This window comes from Kitasatospora sp. NPDC005748, assembly GCF_040630735.1.
Taxonomy (GTDB): domain Bacteria; phylum Actinomycetota; class Actinomycetes; order Streptomycetales; family Streptomycetaceae; genus Kitasatospora.
Map to the genome: position 1 here is coordinate 35,099 of NZ_JBEXYD010000037.1, position 18,957 is coordinate 54,055.

The window sequence follows — 18,957 nt, forward strand, 5'->3', positions numbered from 1 at the left end:
GTCACCCGGTCCGCCCGGCCGGAGCGCGCGGAGCGGTGCTTCCCGGGCCTGGCAGGCCGAAGCCCCCGCCGCACGGGTCCCAGGGCCCGTCCGGTTCGGGACCAAGGGCCGGAACCGGCGGACCTTCGTCCCCGTCGGGACCGCTTCGGAGCGGGCAACCGTGGACGGTCGCCCGGTGGGTCCGGGTGACGGGGTCGTCCGACCGGGCGGCCCCGACTTCTGCCGTCTACCAGGCGCACGGAGTGCGGGAGCACTGCCGTACGCCCCGGAGGACCCGAATTCCATGTCCCGAACCATCGACAACGCCCCGTATACCGCCTTCCACCGGAGACTGGCCCTGGCCTGTTCCGGTGGGCCCCTGCTGGACGGTTACATCCTGAGCATCGTCGGCGTGGCCCTGATCGGGATGCGTCCCGAGCTCGGCCTCTCCACCGCCGAGGTCAGCCTGATCGGCGCCGCCGCCCTGGTCGGCATGTTCGTCGGAGGCGCGCTGTTCGGCGTGCTGACCGACAAGATCGGCCGGGAGGTGATGTACACCGCCGACCTGCTGGTGATGGTCGTCTGCTCGGTGCTCTCCTTCTGGGTCGACCAGGTGTGGGCGATCGCCGTGCTGCGCTTCGTGCTCGGCCTGGCCGTGGCCGCCGACTACCCGATCGCGACCTCGCTGCTCGCCGAGTGGCTGCCGGCCCGCCACCGCGGGCGGCTGCTCGGCCAGCAGATCATCGCCTGGTACGCCGGTTCCGTCCTCGCCTACCTGACGGGCTACCTGTTCCTTCGGATCGGCGGGAACGGCAGCTGGCGCTGGATGCTGGCCAGCTCCGCGGTGCTCTGCGTGGTGTTCCTGGTGATCCGGCGCGGCTCGCCCGAGTCGCCGCGCTGGCTGGCCGCCAACGGGCGGGTCGGTGACGCGGTGCGCGTGGTCGAAAAGCACCTGGGCGTCCGGGTCGACGGGCGGGAACTGATGCCCGACCCGGCCGAGGCGGGGCGTCCCAGCGGCCTGCGGCTGCTGATGACCGAGCCCTACCGGCGCCGCACGCTCTTCTGCGGGCTGTTCTTCCTCTGCCAGGTCGGCCCGCTCTTCGCGATGCTGACCTTCGGCCCGCAGATCCTGGCCTCCTTCGGCATGCCGGGCGGCACCGTGCTGGACACCCTCGGTACGGCCCTGGTGAGCCTGGTCTTCCTGCTGGGCTGCTTCCCGGCGCTCCGGCTGATCGACACCTGGGGCCGTCGTCCGGTGATCATCTGGTCGTTCGCCCTGATGATCGTGCCGCTCGCCCTGCTGGGTGTCTGGCCGGCCGCCCCCGCGGCCGTCGCCGTCATCGCGCTCTGTGCCTACGCGTTCCTGTGCGGCGGCCCGAACGTGCTCGACTGGACCTACCCGAACGAACTCTTCCCGACCGAGATCCGGGCGACGGCGGTCGGCGTCGCCACCTCGGTGAGCCGGATCGGCGCGGCCGTGGGCACGTACCTGCTGCCGCTGTCGCTCAGCGGCCTCGGGACCGGGCCGACCATGCTGATCGCGGCCGGTACCACGGCGGTCGGCCTGCTGGTGTGCGTCCTGTGGGCCGAGGAGACGCGCGGCACCGGCCTGGGGGCGGCCTCGGCAGCCGGCCCCGCGTCGGCCGCGCCGGCCCGGCCGACCCCTGAGCCGGTCGGCTGACGGCCGGGCGTCGTGGTCCTGCCGGAGTGGGACGTCGGCCCGTCCGACGCCCCACTCCGGCGTCAGGCCGTCGTACGGGGGGTGCCGGGGACGGACTCCAGCCGGTAGGCGTCGCCGTGGGCGACCACCCGGCCGGCGGTGGGCGGGGGGAAGTGGGTGCCGAGGACCAGCGTGCCGGTGCCGGCGAGCGACTCCAGCAGGGACCGCCGGGTCGCCCGCGACCGGGCGGGGTCGATGTCGACGCAGCTGCCGATGGCCGGGTGGGCGAACTGGACCGGGTGGTGGACGCAGTCCCCGGTGACGAGGGCCGCGCCGCCCTCGCCGGACAGCTCGACGGCCAGGTGGCCCGGGGTGTGGCCGGGCGTGGGGAGCAGCCGCAGGCCGGGGGCGACCTCGGCGCCGCCCGCCGGGACGTCGACCAGGTCGAGCAGCCCGGCCTCCGCCACCGGGTCCACCGAGTCGCGGAACATCCGGCGGCGCGGCTCGTCCATCTCCCGGCCGGCCCAGAACTCGCGCTCGGCGCGCGAGGTGAGGTAGCGGGCGTGGGGGAAGGTGGGGACCCACGCCCCGTTCCCGTCGGCGCGGGTGTTCCAGCCGACGTGGTCGGTGTGCAGGTGGGTGAGGATCACGAGGTCGACGTCGGCGGGCGGGTACCCGGCGGCGGTCAGCCGGTCGAGGTAGTCGGTGTGGAGGTCGTGCCAGGCCGGGTTGGCGCGGTCCTTGCCGTTGCCGATCCCGGTGTCCACCAGGACCTTCAGGCCGCCGACGGTGAACGCGAAGCTGTGGCTGTCGATCAGCAGCCGGCCGGCCGGGTCGGCGAAGTCGGGGCGCAGCCAGTCCTGCCCGCGCACGACCTCGGGCGTGGCGTCCGGCAGGAGCCACTGCCCGGTGTCGGGCGGCAGGGGGATCTCGTCGATCCGGTGCACGGTGAGGTCGCCGACGGTCCAGGCCGGGATGGTGCCGATGGCGGGTGAAGCACCGCGCGGGTCGTCGGACGTCGTGTGCATGGACCGGGGTTCCCCTCGTACGGGTGGCGTCGTCGCGGCGGCGGGAGCTGTTAAAGCTCCGCCTTTGCGTTAGCCGATCGTAGATCACGCCGGCCCGCTAACGCAATGTCTTCGCTTTTAGAGCCACGGCGTGGGCCGGGCGGCTACCGCAGGGCCGTCAGGTAGTCGAGCACCTCCTGGCGGGCCGTCGCGGGGGCGAGGAGGGCGAGGTGGTTGTCCGGTCGGACGAGGGCGAGGGTGTCGGTGGCGATCCCGTAGGTCCGGTGGGCGTCGCCGGAAGGGTCGTCGAGCAGGACGGGCCGGATCTGGGCCGGGAGTCCGGCGAGTGCGGGGCGGGTTCCCGGGCCGAAGCCGAGCAGGGTGTAGTGGTCGCCGGCGAAGTGCTCGAAGAGTCGGGCCGGCCTGCCGTCGGGGCCGGTGAAGACGGCGTCCGGGGCCCGGTCGCCGGCCCGGAGCGGGCCGTCGGGACCGGGGGCCGCGAGCCGGCTCCATCGGTAGCCGAGCGAGAGGCCGGTGAGGTCGCCCACCCGGCCGGCCTCGACGCCCACGCCCGGAGTGCCGATGCCCGCCATGACGTTGGTCATGCCGGCCGTGGTGACGTCGAGCGTCCAGGCGGCGACCGGCCGGCGTTCGTCCTGGTAGGTGTCCAGCAGGGCCGGTGCGGCGAGGCCGCGCAGGACGTGCCCGAGCTTCCAGGCCAGGTTCCAGGCGTCCTGGATGCCGGTGTTCATGCCGAGCCCGCCGGCGGTGGGGTGGACGTGCGCGCAGTCGCCGGCCAGCAGGACCCGCCCCCTGCGGTACTCCTCGGCGATCCGGACGTTGACCCGCCAGGTGGAGAGCCAGGTGGCGTTGGTCAGCACGAGGTCCGTCCGACCGGTGTGCAGGGCGGCCAGCCGCCGGAAGCTCTCCAGGGAGGGGGCGACCGCCCGGCCGTCGGCGTCCGTCTCCGGGCTCGCCTGGAGCTGCCAGCGGCGGGTGCCCTCGAAGGGGCAGAGCATGAACACGCCCTGCGGGCCGAACCACTGGTGCCAGGCGCCGCGGTCGAGGCCCTCGACCTCGACGTCGCCGCAGACCATGAGCGGCTCCGGGTCGCCCTCGCCGACGAACGGTATCCCCAGCAGCTTGCGCACGGTGGAGCGGCCGCCGTCGCAGGCGACCAGGTACTCGGCGGAGATCCGTCCGCCGTCCGCGAGGTGGACCTCCACGCCCTCGTCGTCCTGGGTGAAGTCCACGAGCTCGGTGGCGAGTTCGACCGTCACCCCGTACTCGGCCAGCTTCTCGCGCAGCAGTCGCTCGACCCGCGTCTGCGGCAGCCACAGGCTCGCCGGGTAGGGGGTGGGCGTGCTGCGGCGGGCGCCGGCGAACGGTTCGGTCTCGTTGACGAACTCGCCGCCGAAGTACTTGCGGAACGGGAGGTGCGTGCGGCCGGCGGCCGCCAGTCGCGCGCCGAGCCCCAGGTCGGCGAGGACCTCCAGGCTCCGCGGGTTGAGCGTCTTGCCGCGTGAGCCGGTGTGGAACGCGGCCGCCTTCTCGACGACCCGCACGGCGACCCCCTGCCGTGCCAGCCCGCAGGCCAGTGTCAGTCCGGTCGGTCCCGCCCCCACGATCACCACGGTTGTCATGGTGTGTCCGCCCTTCCGTCTCGTCGGTGATGCACACCAGCAAACTGCAACTCGGTAAGAAAAGCAACCGAGTAACAAACATTTCCTGGTTATGATCGAGTCATGAGCGAGTCGGACACGGGTCTGCGGACCCTCAAGAAGCAGCGCACCCGGCAGGCCATCGCGGAGGCGGCGATCGCCCTGTTCCTGGCCCGCGGGTTCGACCAGGTCTCGGTGGCCGAGATCGCCGCCGCCGCCGAGGTCTCCAAGCCCACCCTCTTCCGCTACTTCGGCAGCAAGGAGGAGCTGGTCCTGCACCGTTTCGCCGACCACCTCGGCGAGGCCGGACGGGTGGTGCGCGCCCGCCCGGCCGGGACCACCCCGCTGGACGCGCTGGAGCGCCACCACCTGGAGCGGCTGGCCGCGCGCGACCCCAGCAGCGGGCTGACGGACAGCCCCGAGGTGCTGGCCTTCTTCCGGCTGGTCTACGAGACCCCCAGCCTCTCCGCCCACCTCTTCGACTACCTCGACGCCGACACCCGCGCGCTCGCCGAGGCGCTGGGCCCGGACGGGAACGTCACCGCCCGGCTGTTCGCGGCCCAGTACACGGCGGTGCGCCAGGTCCTCGCCCACGCCACCTGGGCGAGGCTCGCCGAGGGGCAGGACGTCGGCGAGGTGGCCGTGCTGGCCGCCGCGGAGACGGCCGAGGCGTTCGCCCTGCTGCGCGACGGCGCCGCCGCCCGCGGATTCTGAGCCCGAAGCGCGGGCGGCGGCCCCGCCCGGGGCCGGCCGGCCGCCCGGCGCGCGGTCCGCGACCGGGCGGTGCGCGGCGGTGGTGAGGTCCGGGTCGTGCTCCTGGGCGTCGCGGTCGCTACCTCGCCTGCGCGCTGCTCACGGCCGCCGCGGAGTGTCGCCGGCCGGGCGTGGCCGGGGAATCCGGCCCCGCGCCGCGGTCAGGAGCCGGCGCTCCCGGGGGCGGCCCCGCGGTTCTCGACGAAGTGCTTGAAGCGCCGCAGGTCACCGCTGACCATCCGGTCGAGCACGCCCAGCTTGTCCGCGGCCTTCTCGGCGAATCCGGTGGGCTCGAAGTCCATGGTCATCCTGACCCGGGTGTGGGTCGCGTCGATCGGGTGCAGGGAGACCGTGCCGGTGTGCTTCACATTGCTGCTGCTGGTGCGCCAGGACACCCGTTCGTCGGGGACCCGTTCGACGATCTCGGTCTCGAACTCGCGGGACAGCCCGGCGATCCTGGTCTTCCAGTGGGCGTGCAGGTCGTCCAGCTGCCGGACCTCCTGCACCCCCTCCATGAACTCCGGGAAACGCTCGAAGCTCGTCCACTGGTCGTAGACGACGCGGACCGGCACGTCCACGTCGATCGACTCCTCCACCTTGCTCATCGCCACACCCACCTCGACCTCGTCGGGCGGCCTGCCGGTGGACGGACTCCCCGGGGCGGGTTCCCGCCGACAGCACCACCACGAATGTCCGTCCTCCGACGGTCGTCGGCAAGCCGCCCCGCCGGTCCGCCGCGTGTCGGTCGGACGCCCGGACCGTGCGCCGACCGGTGGCTCCCGGCGGCCGGGCGGAAGAGGCCGCGGGCGTGGGGTTTGGCCCGGCGGAGCGGGGTGAGAAGAGGGCGCGGTGGGTGCGCCCGCCGCGCCCGGACGGTGGCCGTCCCCCCTCGCCCGCCGTCCGGGCCGGGCGGCCCCCGACCACGACCGGCGGGCCCGCGTCCCTGACGCCCGGCGGTGGCGGGCTCAGGAGGCGGGGCCGAGCACGGCGCCGGCGATCAGGCGGGCCACCGCGTCGGGCTGTTCGAGCAGCACCAGGTGCCCGCTGTCGGGGACCACTTCCAGGGTCACCGTGGGGCAGTCCGTCAGTGCGGCCCGTTCGGCGTCGGTGAGCCCCACCTCGTCCCGGTCGCCGCGGACCACCAGGGCCCGGGCGCCGGAGCGGCACAGCCGGGGTACCAGCTGGCCGTGCCGGTCCAGGTACGCGAAGTACTCGATCATGGCCCGGCGGCAGAACGACGCGGAGTTCTTGCCGAGGTCGGCGAGCAGGGCCTCCCGCCGCGACTCCGGAATGCTGTCGGCCAGCGCCTTCGGCGTCAGCCACAGCATCGTCGGCCAGGCCAGCGAGCCGAGCCCGGGGACCCGGCCGATCGCGGCGGCGATCGCCAGCGCTCTGGACTCGTCCGGTCGTGAGAACGTCGGGGAGAGCAGCACCACCGGCCCGGAGAAGTGCCCGCCGGCGACCATCTCCAGCGCGATGTTGGCGCCGATGCTGTGGCCGACCACGGTGGTGCAGCCGTGGTCGGCCGCGAAGGCGCCGGTGATCGCCGCGTAGTTCTCCATCGACACGTCCGCGGGTGCGACCGTCCCGGCGTGGCCCGGGACGGTCGCCGCCACCAGCCGGACCGGCGCGCCGGCGAGCGGCGGGGCGGCCATCACGTCCTCGTAGAACGCCGCGCCGCACAGCCCGCCGGGCAGCAGCAGGACCCGGTGCGGGGCGTCGGCCGGACCCGACTCGCGGACGTCCCAGGCGCGGAACTGCGCGGTGCTGTCCATGATTTGACCTCCAGTCTCGTACGACCTCCGGCATTGTTCCGCGCCGTCGGCCGCCGGTCGGCGACCTTGGGCCGTGCGCGGCATGTCGGGCGGCGAGGGGGTGCGTGGTGCGGCACCGGGATGAGGACCGTGACCGGACCGGACCGGGCCGAAAGGAATTCGGTTGCGCCGATCTTGGAAGTCGCTAAGCTTTCACCGTTCCCGCCGCGGTGTCGCCCGTGGCGTCGCCGCGGCGCTCTCGTGCCGTGGCACGAGGACCGACGTGGAGAAGCAGAGGAGGTGCGTACCAATGGTTGCCGCCGTGATGCGGCGCGCCCTCGTGTGCGCGCCAGACGCCTCTTCCTCTCGTCTTTCGCCCACCGGCTGACGACGCCTCACGACTGGCGCACCGGTGGGCCGTTCCTCTGGAGCCACCGCAGTGCGTGAGCGCTTTGCCGACAACGATTCCTTCTCCCGTATCCGCCCCAAGGGCGCACCCCGTCGCGGCCGCCGGTCCGAGCGGGACGGCGACTTCGAGCCCGAGGTGGCCTACCACTTCGAGGCCTTCGAGCCCGCGGGCCACCCGCATGACACCCACGGCGCGGACAGCGCCGACGACTTCGCCGACGCGTACGTCACCGACGATGACACCCCCGACGGCAGTTACGACGACGGCTCGACGCCGGTCGCCGACGGTCCCGCCGAGGGCGATCGCTGGTCCACCTGGGACCAGTCCACCCCCACCGAGAAGGGCCCCGCGCCGCGCCCTGCCTGGGTGGTGACCGAACTCGCGGCCGTGGACACCGAACTCGGGCTGGTCAAGACCGGCAAGGAGGCCGACGTCTTCCTCCTGGAGCGCGGCGTGCCCGGGACCGACCGGCGCACGCTGATGGCGGCCAAGCGCTACCGCGACGCCCAGCACCGGATGTTCCACCGCGACTCCGGCTACCTGGAGGGCCGCCAGCACAAGGAGTCCCGGATCGCCCGGGCCATGGCCAAGCGCACCGCGTTCGGCAAGGAGGCGATCGCCGGCCAGTGGGCCGCCGCCGAGTTCACGGCGCTGTGCCGGCTCTGGTCGGCCGGCGTGGCCGTCCCGTACCCCGTACAGATCCTGGGTACGGAGATCCTGATGGAGTTCGTCGGCGACGCCGGCGGCACCGCCGCGCCCCGGCTCGCGCAGCTGCGCGCCGAGGAGGTGGACGTCGAGGACCTGTGGGAGCAGCTCGGCCGCAACCTGTCGCTGCTCGCCGTCGACGGCTACGCGCACGGCGACCTCTCGGCGTACAACATCCTGGTCCACGACGGGCGGTTGGTGATCATCGATGTGCCGCAGATCGTGGACGTCGTCGCCAATCCGCGCGGCCGTTCGTTCCTGGAGCGCGACGTGCGCAACGTCGGCGCCTGGTTCGTGTCGCGGGGCCTGCCGGAGCGCCGGGTCGGCGAGCTCGTCGAGGCGCTGACCTTCGACGCGCGCCTGCGGTGAGCGGGCCCGCCCGCCCCTTCCCGGGGTGTCGGGCCGCGCGCCGGCACCCCGGGCGGGGGCCCTCCCGGCGCGCACCCGACTACGTCATTTGACTGAGGGTCAGGCCGCGCCCCCGCCCGCACGGGGGCGCCGGCTTCCGAATCCCGTCAGTCATCGGACGGATCCGCCCCGGGCGGATCACGGCCATGCTCGATGTGCGCCGCCCCGCAGCTGCCGGGCGGCCCCCGTCAACTCCTGACGAAACAGGGATACATGAACAGTTCCTCGCTGACCGGCCCGGCCACCACGGCCCAGGGCTCCGCGACCGGGCGCGCGACCCGCACCCGGGGCCGGATCGGGACGGTCCTCGGCGCCGGTGTCCTCCTGCTCACCTTCTCCGGGCCGGCCGCCCAGGCCGACTCGCTGCCCAATCTGCCGCAGCGCGCCGGCGGCTACGAGGCTTCGTTCTCGCCCGCCTACGACTACGACGTGGACGGCTGCTACGCCGTCTCGGCCATCGGCCCCGACGGCACCCTCAACCCGGGTCTGAAGACTTCCGGCGCCATCAACGGCAACTGCCACGACCAGTCCGACCTGGACCGGTCCCAGACCTACGCCCGGTCCAAGTGCAACAACGGCTGGTGCGCGATCGTGTACGCCAGCTACTTCGAGAAGGACCAGACGGTCAACGGCTCGGGCGGCCACCGCCACGACTGGGAGCACGTCATCTCCTGGGTCAAGCAGTCGTCCGACCAGGTCGAGTTCCTGACCGTGACCCAGCACGGCGGCCAGGCCACCTACCCGCGCTCCTCGGTGCGCTTCAGCGGCAGCCACCCCAAGGTCGTCTACCACAAGGACGGCCTGCCGGCGCTCACCCACCTGTTCCGGCTGGCCAACAGCAACGACGAGCCGCCGGAGAACCACTACCACAGCTGGCGCCAGCCGCCCATCGTCGACTGGAACGGCTGGCCGAGCACCTGGCTGCGCGACCGGCTCAACAACGCCGACTTCGGCTCGGCGACCATCAAGACCACCGACAAGGACGACCGCTTCCGCAACCTGCTCAACGCCTCCAAGCCCGGCGGCATCCCCTTCAACCCCTGGGCGTGAGGTCACCGGGCCCGGGCACCGTACTCGGGTTCCAACGGTGCCAGGGCCCGGCCGTGTCAGCCCCGGAGGTCGTGGGGGCCGAAGACCACGGTGACGGCGGGTGCGGAGAGGCCCCATCGGTCCTGGTGGAGCGGGTAGAGCGGGGTCGGGACACTGGAGGCCGTCAGCAGGGCGGCCAGGATCGAGCCGTGGAGGACGAACGAGGTCGTGCGGCCGGGGGTGGCCCGGCGGGGGAGGCGGGCGGGTGCGTCGGAGGGGGGCCGGGCATGGAAGGGGGCTCCTTCGTAAAAGCAATTGATTTGCTTTAGCTGACCGTAGAACCTACGTTCGGCTAAAGCAAACTGTTAGCTTTTGGGTCGGGAGTGCTTCGCGGCTCCCGACCCGACGAGGAGAGGACACCCATGTCTGCCGCCGAACTGACGCCGCAGGAGGCGGCCCGCTGGGCCGCCCGGGCGGGCCTTCCGCTGCCCGACGACCGGCACGGGCCGGTCGCGGCCACCGCCGACCAGCTCCACGCCGTCGTCGCGGTCCTGCGGGAGCTGGACTTCGGGGACACCCCGCCCGCGATCGCCTACCGCGCGGGAACGGAGCTGTCCGATGCGGCCGTATGAGCTCACCGTCGCCGCCGCGGCCGACGAGATCCGGGCCCGGCGGCTGTCTCCCGTGGAGCTGGTCGGCTCGGTGCTCGACCGCATCGAACAGGTGGAACCGCAGCTCAACGCCTATGTCTCGGTCCTCGCGGAGCAGGCGCGCGGTGCGGCGCGCGAGGCCGAGCACGAAGCGGCGCACGGCCGCTTCCGGGGGGCGCTGCACGGCATTCCGATGGGTCTCAAGGACCTGATCGACGTCGCGGGCACCGCGACCACGGCCAGCTCCCGGGTCCGCGAGGGCCACCGCGCGCAGGCCGACAGCACGGTCGCCGCGCGGCTGACGGCGGCCGGCGCGATCCTGCTCGGCAAGACGCACACCCACGAGTTCGCCTACGGCCTGACCACCCCGCAGACCCACAACGCCCGGGACCACGGCCGGGTCGCCGGCGGGTCCAGCGGCGGCTCCGCGGTCGCCGTCGCCTCGGGGGCGGCGGCCTTCGCGCTGGGCACCGACACCGGCGGCTCGATCCGGGTGCCGGCCGCGCTCAATGGCGTCGTCGGCCTCAAGCCGACCTACGGCCTCGTCCCCCGGCACGGCGTCACCTCGCTGTCCTGGTCGCTGGACCACGTCGGTCCGATCACCCGCACCGTCGAGGACGCGGCCGTCGTCCTGACGGCGATGGCCGGTCACGACCCGCGCGACCCCGCCTCGCTGGCCGCCGCCGCCGTGGACCACCGGCCCGGCCCGGGCACCGACCTGACGGGGCTGCGGGTCGGCGTGCCGCGCGACTACTACTTCGACCACCTCGACGCGGAGGTCGAGACCGCCGTCCGGCGCGCCATCGGGCACCTGGCGGACCTCGGCGCGGAGCTCGTCGACGTCGGGATCCCGATGGCCCGCTACATCCGGGCGACCCTCTGGGGGCTGGTGGCGCCGGAGGCCAGCGCGTACCACGAGCGCACCCTGCGGACGGTGCCCGAGCTGTACCAGGCGGACGTCCGGGTCCTCCTGGAGGCCGGCGAGCTGATGACCGCCGGGGACTACCTGCGAGCGCAGCGCTCCCGGACCCTGATGCGGGAGGAGTGGGCCCGTGTGCTGGCCGGGGTCGACGTGATCGCCGCTCCGACGGTCCCGACGACCGCGGTGCGGGCCGGCCAGACGACGGTGACCTGGTCGGACGGCACGTCCGAGGGTGTCGCCGACGCCCTGGTGCGCCTCAGTGCCCCCGCCAACATCACCGGGGTGCCGGCGCTGACCGTCCCGGTCGGCCGCGACGCGGCGGGCCTGCCGATCGGGATGCAGCTGCTCGGCCGGCCGCTCGGGGAGCGCCTCCTCCTGCGGGTCGGTCACGCCTACGAGCAGTCGCGGCCGGCCCCCGTGCCGGCGCCGGTCGGTACCGGGGTGGGCGCCCCCTAAACGCAAGGACTGTGCTTTAAGCTGGTCCCATGAGTCGCAAGCAGATGGTGCGCCCCGGCGGTCGCAGCGCCCGGGTCCAGGCGTCGGTGCACACCGCTGTGCGTGAACTCCTCGCCGAGGTGGGCCGCGACGGGCTGACGGTTCCGCTGGTCGCCCAGCGGGCGGGCGTCACCCCGTCGACGGTGTACCGCCGCTGGGGCGATCTGCAGGAGCTGCTGTCGGACGTCGCGGTGGAGCGGCTGCGGCCCGACGCGGAGCCGGCGGACCACGGCGACCTGCGGTCCGACCTGGCGGCCTGGGCCGAGCAGTTCCTCGACGAGATGGCGTCCCCGTCGGGGCGTGCCTACGTCCGCGACGCCCTGCTCGGCGACCCGGACGGCAGCAACGCCGGCCAGTGCTCGGCCTACGCGGCCGAACAGGTCGACGTCGTGCTGGCCCGGGCGGGCGACCGCGGGGAGGCCGCCCCCGAGGTGGAGACGGTGATGGACCGCGTGGTGGCCCCGATGATGTACCGCATCCTCTTCCGCCCGGCCGGCCTCGATGCCGGGTACGCCCGCCGACTCGTCGGGGAGCTCCTCGCCGGGTGACGCGCCGGCTCCGGAGCGGCACGCCGTTCCTCCGCCCGCTCCCCGCGCGGGCCGCGCTCAGGAGCCATCGGCGAGCCGGTGCCGGAGGTGGTCGTAGGCCCAGGCGGCGAGCGTGGTCGGCGTGGTGGTCCGGACGCTGCGGCGCTGTTCGGGCGTGAAGTCCGCACGGAGGCCGGTCGACATGCCGAGCACGGCCTCCACCAGCCCCTCGGTCATCCCGGACCGCCTGAGCCCGGCGCGCATGGCGTCGTCGGTGATCCGCTCGACGCCGATCCGCCGGCCGGTCGCGGCGGTGAGGATTCCGGCCACCTGCCGCCAGGTCAGGTCCGCCGGTCCGTGCACCGCCCGCACGCACCGCCCGGACCAGGCGGGGGAGAGCAGGCGGGTGGCGGCCACCTCGGCGATGTCGCGCGGTGCCACCCAGGCCATGGGCTGATCGAGGGGGAGGACCACCTGGAGCGTGCCCGCCCGGAGGGCGTCGAGCTGGAGTTCGAGATTGGTGAAGAAGTAGCCGCACCTCAGATGGGTGACGTCGACCCCGAGGTCGTCCAGGGCGGTCTCGGTCCCCGCCAGGCCGTCGATCTCGCCGGCGCCGTGCCGCTTCTCGGCGCCGACACTGCTCTGGAAGACCACCCGGCCGATCCGGTTGCCGGTGACGGCACGGACCACGGCGGCGGTGGCGCGGGCGTAGTCGGCGAGCGGGTCCTCGCCGCCCGTGGTCGGGTCCACCCAGTACAGCGCGTCGACGCCCTCGGTGGCGGCCGCCACCGCCTCGGGGTCGAACTGGTCGACCCGCACGGCGTCCACCTCGCCCCTGACCTCGGGAGCCAGCCGGCCGGGTTCGCGCAGCAGGACGCGCGGCCGGACGCCGGCCCGGATCAGCGTGGCGACGACGTGGCGGCCGACGTTGCCGGTCGGGGTGGTGACGGCGATCTGCATGGGCTTCCTCTCGTCCGGGGGCGGCTCGGCCTCGGGCCGGGCACCTGGGGCGGCCCGAAGCACCCCATCCTTCCTCCGGTGCGGCCGGGGACGCGTTCGACGGGCGCCGCGTGTCGCCGCCTTCCCCGGAGCCCCCGGCCGACACCGGGGAGTCCGGGCACCGTCGGCGACCGTGTCACCAGCCCCGGACGAACGCACGGCCGGGTGCGGGTGGTGTTCCCGGCCCTCGCGCTCTGCTCATGGTGACGCAGGCCGTCGGCGGTGCGGGCCAGGCGGGTCGGGCTCCTGCGCCGGGGCCGGTCCGCCGCCCGCCGCGGCCCGGCCTCAGTCGCCCGTGACCGGCAGGAGGCCGCGTTCGGCGAAGACCTTCTTGGCGACGAAGGTGGCGTTGAGGGCCCTGGGGAAGCCGCAGTAGCCGGCGGAGTGCAGCAGGGCCTCGACGATCTCCTCGGGGGTGAGGCCGACGTTGAGGGAGGCGTTGACGTGGACGTCGAGCTGGGACTCGCAGCCGCCGAGCGCGGTGAGCATCCCCAGGGTCACCAACTGCCGGTCGCGCGGCGCCAGCCCGGGGCGCCGGTAGATCTCGCCGAACCCCCAGGCCACGATCTGGTGGGCGAGTTCGGGGCTGATGTCGGCGAGCGCGTCGACCACCCGCCGACCGGCCTCGCCGTCGATCCGGGTGAGCGTCTCCAGGCCGCGGTCGTAGCGGTCCTGGCGGGTTTCGGCGGCGTTCGGGGGGATGTCCATGGGGTCACACTCCGTTCCCGGCGGCGCCTCGGCGCCTGCCCGTGGTGTCCGGTCCTCGCCCGACCGTAGGACCTGGAGCGTGCCCGCTCCCGGCTCCGACATGCGGCCGACCGTCACGCGCAGGTGCGTCCGGAGATATTCCTTGACACGAATATTCTTTGTGGCGAATACTTCTCCTCATGGACGCACTCCTCGCCGCACTGGCCGATCCGGCGCGCTGGCGCCTCGTGAGCCTGCTGGCCGAGCGGCCCCGCCCGGTCGGGGTGCTCGCCCGGCTCGCCGAGGCGCGTCAGCCGCAGACGACCAAGCACCTGCAAGCCCTTGAGCGTGCCGGTGTCGTCACCTCCGAGCGCATCGGCCAGCGGCGTGTCTACGCGCTCCGTTCCGCCCCCCTGCGGGAGCTGGCGGCCGAGCTCGCCCGGCTCGCCGACAGCGCGGAGCGGCCCGGCGGCCCGGGCGAGACCCACGAGCGCTACGGCCTCGGCGTCCACGCGGAGCGGCGCGCGGCGGGAGAGGCAGGGTGGGCCGACGGCCGCTCGTTCCGGTTCCACCGCGAGCTGCCGGGGCGCCCGGACCTGGTCTGGCGCCACCTGGTCGAAGCCACCCTGCTCGCCCACTGGTGGACGCCCGACGACCTCCGGGTCTCCGAGCTCGTCTTCGAGGCCCGCCCGGGCGGCCGGATCGTCCAGGAGTACCGCGACATCGAGGACACCGACGGCTCCGACCCGGTCGCCGGCCGAGCGGAGGGAGTCGTCGAGGACGTCCGCCCGGGCGAGCGCCTCGCCTACCGGCTCTCCCCGCTGCTCCCCGGCGGCGGCACCGCCTTCACCGCCCACGTCGAGCTAGGCCTCCGGCCGACCGGCACGGACCCGGGCACCGGGCTCGACGTCCACTGGCGGATCACCGACAGCACCGTCGACTCGGCGGACTTCGTCGCCGGGATCGAGACCGGCTTCGGCCAGAGCCTCGACAAGCTCGCGGCGGCCCTCACGGCCGCCGACGACGACCGGCGACGGCGCCAGCCACCGACGACAGCCACCGACGACAGCCACTGACCACTGACGACAACGACACGAGGAGTACGCAATGACCGAGCAGACCGCAAACCGCCGGGTCGTCACCAACATGAGCCTCTCCCTCGACGGCCGCTACGCCCGGCGCGACCCCCGGGACATGAGCTGGGTGATGCCCTACGCCCACACCGACGTCGCCCGCGACCACCTGACCGGCCTCTGGGAGCCCGCGACGACCGCCCTGCTCGGGCGGGTCAACGCCGAGGGTTTCCTCGGCTTCTGGCCCACCCTCATCGGTATGCCGGGCGTCGACCCGCGCGACGAGGGCTTCGCGAAGTGGCTCGTCGACGCCGACAAGGTGGTCCTCTCCGGCACCCTCGGCGAGTCCGCCCCCGGCCGGGCGCCGTGGGAGCGGACGACGGTCGTCGACCGGCCGACCACCGAGGTGGTCGCCGGCCTCAGGGCCACCGGGGGCGGCGACATCCTGGTGCTCTCCAGCGCGAGCGTCATCAAGGCACTGCTGGCGGCCGACGAGGTCGACCGGCTGGCACTCACCGTCTTCCCGGTCTTCCTCGGCGACGGACCGCGCCTGTTCGACGACGGCCTGCCCGCCGCCGAGTGGGCGCTCGTCAGCCAGACCGCGGGGGAGCACGGCACGCTGGCCCTCGTCTACGACCGGATCCGCTGAGCCGGCCGCGTCTCTCCTCCGGGGCGGCCGGCCGGAGTGCCCGTTCGGCCGTGCCGGAGGTGCCTCTTCGGTCCATGCTTCGCCCGGGAACCTTCCGGTCCCGGGCGCTGTTCTGGCACCATCGGCCGCTACTGCGTGACGGACCGTCGGTGACCGCCGTCCTGCCCCGACGGAGGTTCCCGTGACCAGCTCCGACCCCACCTGGCCGGCGAGCCCGGCCCGTCCCGCCCGCCCGGTGACCTCCGGTGCCCACCGGCCGGCCCGGTGGGTGCGGACGAGGCTGCGCACCGGCCCCTGGGCGGCGCTGCTCACCGCCGGACTGGCCTTCGTGCTGGTGTTCCTGGCGGCGGCGATCCCGAGGGTGCTGGACCGCGGCGCGGACGCGGCGCTGCGGGACTTCCTGCACGACCGGGGCCCGCTGGAGACGAGCCTGCTCAGCACCGCTCGCTCCCCGGAGGGCGGCGGGACGGAGGCGGAGCTGGAGGCGGTGGCGGCTCAGCTGGTCGCCCGGGCCGGGGCCGGCCTCCCGGTGGCGCCGTCGGGACCGGTGTTCGGCGCCGAGGCCCTGCTGCGCCACGCGCTGACCACCCCCGGCCTGGACCGCCCGGACGGGCACTCCCCGCCGACCCTGCACCTGCGCTACCTCCACGGCTTCACCGAGCACACCACCCTGGTCGCCGGCGCCTGGCCGTCCGGCGGGAGCAAGGGCGAGCCGATCCCGATCGCGGTGGCCCGCAGTGCGGCGGAGACGATCGGGATCCGGCTCGGTGCGGTCCTCGACGACGACTCGGTGCCCCCGCAGCGGGTGCGGGTGACCGGCCTCTACACCGTCACCGACCCGGCCGAGCCGTACTGGGCCGACCTGCCGTGCACGGGCCGGGCCTGTCTGGAACGCTCGCTCAGCGACCCCAACATCAGGAGCTGGCACACCGCCGCGGTGATCGGGGGCGACGACCTGGGCGCCCTCGGGCGCTGGGGGCGCAACACGCGTGACTTCTGGCGGCTCCCGGTGGACACCGGCGTGCTGCGGGCCGACCGGCTGGCCGGGGTCAGGCACGATGTCGCCGCGTTCCTCACCGGGCCGACGGCCACCGCACTGCTCGCCGCCACCGGCCGCTCCGACCTCTCTACGACGTCCCGGCTGCCCGGCCACCTCGACCGGGCGGTGGCGCGGCAGGCCGCGGTCGCGCCGACGGCCCTGATCGGGCCGGCCGCCGTGGCGGGGGTCGCGGGGGTGGTGCTGGCCCTGGCCACCGCGCTCACCACCGACCGGCGCGGCGCGGAACTGCGGCTGCTGAGGGCCCGGGGCGGGTCCGGCACCGGGCTCCTGCTGCGGCTCTGCGGGGAGGGCGCGGTCACCGTCCTGCCGGCGGCCGTCGCGGCCACCGCGTCGGCGCTCTGGCTGTGGCCCACGCCGCGCTGGGCGGCGGCGGTGGCCGCCGCGCTGGTCACCACCGCCCTCGCCCTGCTCGCCGTTCCGGTCCGGGCCGCGCTGCCGCCGGCCGACGGCTCCGGCAGGGCCGCGCGCCGGGGTCGGCTGATCGCCGAACTCGTCGTCCTCGCCCTGACGGTGGCGGCGGTGTCGGGTGTCCGGCGCCGTGGCGTCGCCCCACCGGACGCGGGCCCCGACCTGCTGCTGGTGTCGGCCCCGCTGCTGATCGCCCTCACCGCGGCGCTACTGCTGGCACGCCTGCTGCCCGTCCTCGCGGGCGGCCTGGCCCGGGCGGCCGCCCGTTCCTCCGGCACGGTGGCGTTCCTGGGCCTGGCCCGCGCCGCCCGGGGCTCCGGTGGCCGGGGCGGCCGGCGGTCGCGGCACTCCGTCCTGCCGCTCCTGGCCCTCGTGCTCGCGGTCACCACCGCCGGCTTCGGCGCGAGCGTGCTGGCGGGCGTCGGGCTCGCCCGGGAGCAGGCCGCGAAGCTCGTGGTCGGGGCGGACGCCTCGGTGGCGGCGCCGGCCGGGATGACCCTGCCGCCAGGGTTCGCCGCGGCCGCCGCAGCTCTGCCGGGGGTCACGGCCGCCACCGCCGTACGGCTGGAGAGCGAGGCATTCCTGCTGGAGGGGGTCCCGGGCGTGCGCGCGGGTGTCGACCCGGAGGCCACCCAGGTCACCCTGGTGGTCGCCGAACCCCGGGCCTACGCGCGGATCGCCAGGACTGTCGGGGCGGGCACCTTCGACCCGGCGGCGCTCGACGCGCCGACCGCGGCGGATCCGGGCGCGCCGACCGTCCCCGCCCTGTTCAGCGCCGACCTCGCCCGCCACCTCGGCCCCGGCGGCCACCGGCTGCGACTGCCCAGCGGCGGCGAAGTCCTGACAGCCCACGCCGGCACGGTCGACGCGACCCCCGCCCTGCCCGGCGCCACCCGCCCCTTCATCGTCCTGCCCACCCCCGCCGCGAGCGCCGTGCTGCCGGAACTCGCCCGCATCACCGACTGGTTCGCGCTCGGCCGGATCGACGAGCCGGCCCTGGCCGGCCTGGTCCGCGCGCTGCCGGCCTCCTCCCTCGCCGATCCAGGCGCCCCGCCGCCGCCCGGGCCGACCGCCGCCACCGCTGTGGTCGGCAACGACCCCGACGCGCTGCGCAGCGGCTACGTCACCCGGACCAGCGCCGCCGTCGCCGCCGACCTCGCCCAGGACCCCCTCCAACACGCGGCGGGCCGCCTGTTCGGCCAGGCCCAGGCCGCCGCGGGCGCCTTCACCCTGCTCGCCGTCCTGCTCACACTGCTGCGCGCCGCCCCCGACCGGGCCGCCCTGCTGGCCCGGCTGCGCACCATGGGCCTGCGCTCCCGGCAGGGCCTCGCGCTCGTCCTCGCCGAGACGCTGCCGCAGACCCTGCTGGCCGCGGCCGGCGGCGCCCTGGCCGCGCTGACCGCCGTCGCCGTGCTCGGGCCGGCCGTCGACCTGTCCACCCTGGTCGGCGCCCCGGTGCCGACCAGGCTGCGCCCCGCGGCGGCGCCCCTGCTCCTCCCGGCCGCTGCGCTCGCCGCGCTGACTGCCCTCGCGGTCGTCGCCGAGGCCCTGACCGGCGGCCGCCGCCACCTCACCACCCACCTACGACTCGGCGACCGGCCCTGAGCCGTCCGGCCTCGGGGCGTCCGGCCCTGAGCAGACCCGTCCCGAGCGGACCGGCCTTGAGTAGACCCGTCCCGAGCGGACCGGCCTTGAGTAGACCCGTCCCGAGCGGACCGGTCCTGCCGGGGCGCCGACCGGTCGCCGGCACCGGTCGGGCCCGCCGCGCGCCCTCCGGGGCTCGGCCGAGGAGGAGGCCGAGCCGCGATCCGGGGAGCCGCTGTCGGGCGACGACCGGGGGAATCCCCCTGTGAAGGGCGGTACGCCGAGGCGGGCAGCGGCTCCCCCGATCGAGGCCGGACCGCCGGCCCGGCTTCACGGCACCGCCCGAGAAGTGACGAGCCCACAGCACCGTCGGCCCTGGCCATCGGCGAGCGCGACTCCGCCGGCCCCGTGACGTATGAGACGGTTCTCGGCCGTCTCGCGGCACGCGGCTGCGCCTGGCGCCAGGACGATGCCCCGACCTTCGACGACCAGCTCCGCGTCCGCAGGGAGGCCGGCGTCCCTCGGCTTCGTGCGCGCG

The 18,957-nt window shown here is 74.9% G+C and carries 16 protein-coding genes; 10 read left to right on the forward strand and 6 right to left on the reverse strand.

What is annotated here, in order from left to right; translation table 11 throughout:
• The first annotated feature begins 283 nt into the window (after positions 1-283).
• The gene (locus ABZ495_RS24405) at positions 284-1,660 is read left to right on the forward strand and encodes an MFS transporter (protein WP_359808610.1); all 1,377 of its coding nucleotides are present in this window, start codon (positions 284-286) and stop codon (positions 1,658-1,660) included.
• Positions 1,661-1,722: 62 nt separating this feature from the next.
• Here the strand turns inward: ABZ495_RS24405 and ABZ495_RS24410 are convergent, their stop codons facing one another.
• Both ABZ495_RS24410 and ABZ495_RS24415 read right to left on the reverse strand, forming a co-directional pair.
• Positions 1,723-2,667 carry an MBL fold metallo-hydrolase gene (locus ABZ495_RS24410; protein WP_359838049.1) on the reverse strand — a complete coding sequence of 315 codons (945 nt, stop codon included), beginning with the start codon at positions 2,665-2,667 and terminating at the stop codon, positions 1,723-1,725.
• Positions 2,668-2,810: 143 nt separating this feature from the next.
• Entirely contained in the window at positions 2,811-4,289 is a 1,479-nt protein-coding gene (locus ABZ495_RS24415; RefSeq protein WP_359838051.1) for an FAD-dependent monooxygenase, read from the reverse strand.
• Positions 4,290-4,391: 102 nt separating this feature from the next.
• Between ABZ495_RS24415 and ABZ495_RS24420 the strand changes: the two genes are divergently transcribed.
• Complete coding sequence (locus ABZ495_RS24420) at positions 4,392-5,021, forward strand: TetR family transcriptional regulator (RefSeq protein ID WP_359808605.1); 630 nt, start codon at positions 4,392-4,394, stop codon at positions 5,019-5,021.
• A 200-nt stretch (positions 5,022-5,221) separates the two neighbouring features.
• Here the strand turns inward: ABZ495_RS24420 and ABZ495_RS24425 are convergent, their stop codons facing one another.
• Positions 5,222-5,665: an SRPBCC family protein gene (locus ABZ495_RS24425; protein WP_359838053.1), complete on the reverse strand. Its 444-nt coding sequence runs from the start codon at positions 5,663-5,665 to the stop codon at positions 5,222-5,224.
• Positions 5,666-6,025: 360 nt separating this feature from the next.
• Positions 6,026-6,835 (reverse strand): alpha/beta hydrolase, encoded by an 810-nt coding sequence (locus ABZ495_RS24430; protein WP_359838055.1) that lies wholly within the window; start codon positions 6,833-6,835, stop codon positions 6,026-6,028.
• 418 nt (positions 6,836-7,253) lie between these two features.
• Here ABZ495_RS24430 and ABZ495_RS24435 point away from each other — a divergent pair, with 418 nt between their 5' ends.
• The 5 genes from ABZ495_RS24435 (at position 7,254) to ABZ495_RS24455 (ending at position 11,980) form a co-directional block, all read left to right on the forward strand.
• The gene (locus tag ABZ495_RS24435) at positions 7,254-8,297 is read left to right on the forward strand and encodes an RIO1 family regulatory kinase/ATPase (protein WP_329491580.1); all 1,044 of its coding nucleotides are present in this window, start codon (positions 7,254-7,256) and stop codon (positions 8,295-8,297) included.
• A gap of 252 nt (positions 8,298-8,549) precedes the next feature.
• Complete coding sequence (locus ABZ495_RS24440) at positions 8,550-9,386, forward strand: NPP1 family protein (protein ID WP_359838057.1); 837 nt, start codon at positions 8,550-8,552, stop codon at positions 9,384-9,386.
• A 401-nt stretch (positions 9,387-9,787) separates the two neighbouring features.
• Positions 9,788-9,997 carry a hypothetical protein gene (locus tag ABZ495_RS24445; protein ID WP_329491583.1) on the forward strand — a complete coding sequence of 70 codons (210 nt, stop codon included), beginning with the start codon at positions 9,788-9,790 and terminating at the stop codon, positions 9,995-9,997.
• Positions 9,984-11,393, forward strand: coding sequence for an amidase (locus tag ABZ495_RS24450; protein ID WP_359838059.1), 1,410 nt, complete (start codon positions 9,984-9,986; stop codon positions 11,391-11,393). The genes ABZ495_RS24445 and ABZ495_RS24450 overlap by 14 nt, the downstream gene beginning before the upstream one ends.
• Before the next feature lie 29 nt (positions 11,394-11,422).
• Positions 11,423-11,980, forward strand: a complete 558-nt coding sequence (locus tag ABZ495_RS24455) for a TetR/AcrR family transcriptional regulator (RefSeq protein ID WP_359808595.1) — start codon at positions 11,423-11,425, stop codon at positions 11,978-11,980.
• 57 nt (positions 11,981-12,037) lie between these two features.
• Here the strand turns inward: ABZ495_RS24455 and ABZ495_RS24460 are convergent, their stop codons facing one another.
• Together ABZ495_RS24460 and ABZ495_RS24465 are read right to left on the reverse strand one after the other, a co-directional pair.
• Complete coding sequence (locus tag ABZ495_RS24460) at positions 12,038-12,919, reverse strand: NAD(P)H-binding protein (protein ID WP_359838061.1); 882 nt, start codon at positions 12,917-12,919, stop codon at positions 12,038-12,040.
• A 324-nt stretch (positions 12,920-13,243) separates the two neighbouring features.
• Positions 13,244-13,666, reverse strand: a complete 423-nt coding sequence (locus ABZ495_RS24465; RefSeq protein ID WP_329491587.1) for a carboxymuconolactone decarboxylase family protein — start codon at positions 13,664-13,666, stop codon at positions 13,244-13,246.
• 179 nt (positions 13,667-13,845) lie between these two features.
• On the opposite strand from ABZ495_RS24465, the gene ABZ495_RS24470 reads away from it, so the two are divergent.
• The 3 genes from ABZ495_RS24470 to ABZ495_RS24480 all read left to right on the forward strand — a co-directional run bounded on the left by ABZ495_RS24470 (position 13,846) and on the right by ABZ495_RS24480 (position 18,440).
• Positions 13,846-14,721 (forward strand): metalloregulator ArsR/SmtB family transcription factor, encoded by an 876-nt coding sequence (locus ABZ495_RS24470; RefSeq protein WP_359838062.1) that lies wholly within the window; start codon positions 13,846-13,848, stop codon positions 14,719-14,721.
• A gap of 31 nt (positions 14,722-14,752) precedes the next feature.
• Positions 14,753-15,367, forward strand: a complete 615-nt coding sequence (locus ABZ495_RS24475; RefSeq protein WP_359838064.1) for a dihydrofolate reductase family protein — start codon at positions 14,753-14,755, stop codon at positions 15,365-15,367.
• A gap of 181 nt (positions 15,368-15,548) precedes the next feature.
• Complete coding sequence (locus ABZ495_RS24480; RefSeq protein ID WP_359838066.1) at positions 15,549-18,440, forward strand: hypothetical protein; 2,892 nt, start codon at positions 15,549-15,551, stop codon at positions 18,438-18,440.
• Positions 18,441-18,957: the final 517 nt, after the last annotated feature.

Bases quoted from the DNA above. Each gene is read 5' to 3' on its own strand.
- ABZ495_RS24455 (WP_359808595.1), top strand. From the start codon at position 11,423: ATGAGTCGCAAGCAGATGGTGCGCCCCGGCGGTCGCAGCGCCCGGGTC.
- ABZ495_RS24425 (WP_359838053.1), bottom strand. From the start codon at position 5,665: ATGAGCAAGGTGGAGGAGTCGATCGACGTGGACGTGCCGGTCCGCGTC.
- ABZ495_RS24470 (WP_359838062.1), top strand. From the start codon at position 13,846: ATGGACGCACTCCTCGCCGCACTGGCCGATCCGGCGCGCTGGCGCCTC.
- ABZ495_RS24445 (WP_329491583.1), top strand. From the start codon at position 9,788: ATGTCTGCCGCCGAACTGACGCCGCAGGAGGCGGCCCGCTGGGCCGCC.
- ABZ495_RS24420 (WP_359808605.1), top strand. From the start codon at position 4,392: ATGAGCGAGTCGGACACGGGTCTGCGGACCCTCAAGAAGCAGCGCACC.
- ABZ495_RS24440 (WP_359838057.1), top strand. From the start codon at position 8,550: ATGAACAGTTCCTCGCTGACCGGCCCGGCCACCACGGCCCAGGGCTCC.
- ABZ495_RS24410 (WP_359838049.1), bottom strand. From the start codon at position 2,667: ATGCACACGACGTCCGACGACCCGCGCGGTGCTTCACCCGCCATCGGC.
- ABZ495_RS24405 (WP_359808610.1), top strand. From the start codon at position 284: ATGTCCCGAACCATCGACAACGCCCCGTATACCGCCTTCCACCGGAGA.
- ABZ495_RS24475 (WP_359838064.1), top strand. From the start codon at position 14,753: ATGACCGAGCAGACCGCAAACCGCCGGGTCGTCACCAACATGAGCCTC.
- ABZ495_RS24450 (WP_359838059.1), top strand. From the start codon at position 9,984: ATGCGGCCGTATGAGCTCACCGTCGCCGCCGCGGCCGACGAGATCCGG.
- ABZ495_RS24465 (WP_329491587.1), bottom strand. From the start codon at position 13,666: ATGGACATCCCCCCGAACGCCGCCGAAACCCGCCAGGACCGCTACGAC.
- ABZ495_RS24430 (WP_359838055.1), bottom strand. From the start codon at position 6,835: ATGGACAGCACCGCGCAGTTCCGCGCCTGGGACGTCCGCGAGTCGGGT.
- ABZ495_RS24460 (WP_359838061.1), bottom strand. From the start codon at position 12,919: ATGCAGATCGCCGTCACCACCCCGACCGGCAACGTCGGCCGCCACGTC.
- ABZ495_RS24415 (WP_359838051.1), bottom strand. From the start codon at position 4,289: ATGACAACCGTGGTGATCGTGGGGGCGGGACCGACCGGACTGACACTG.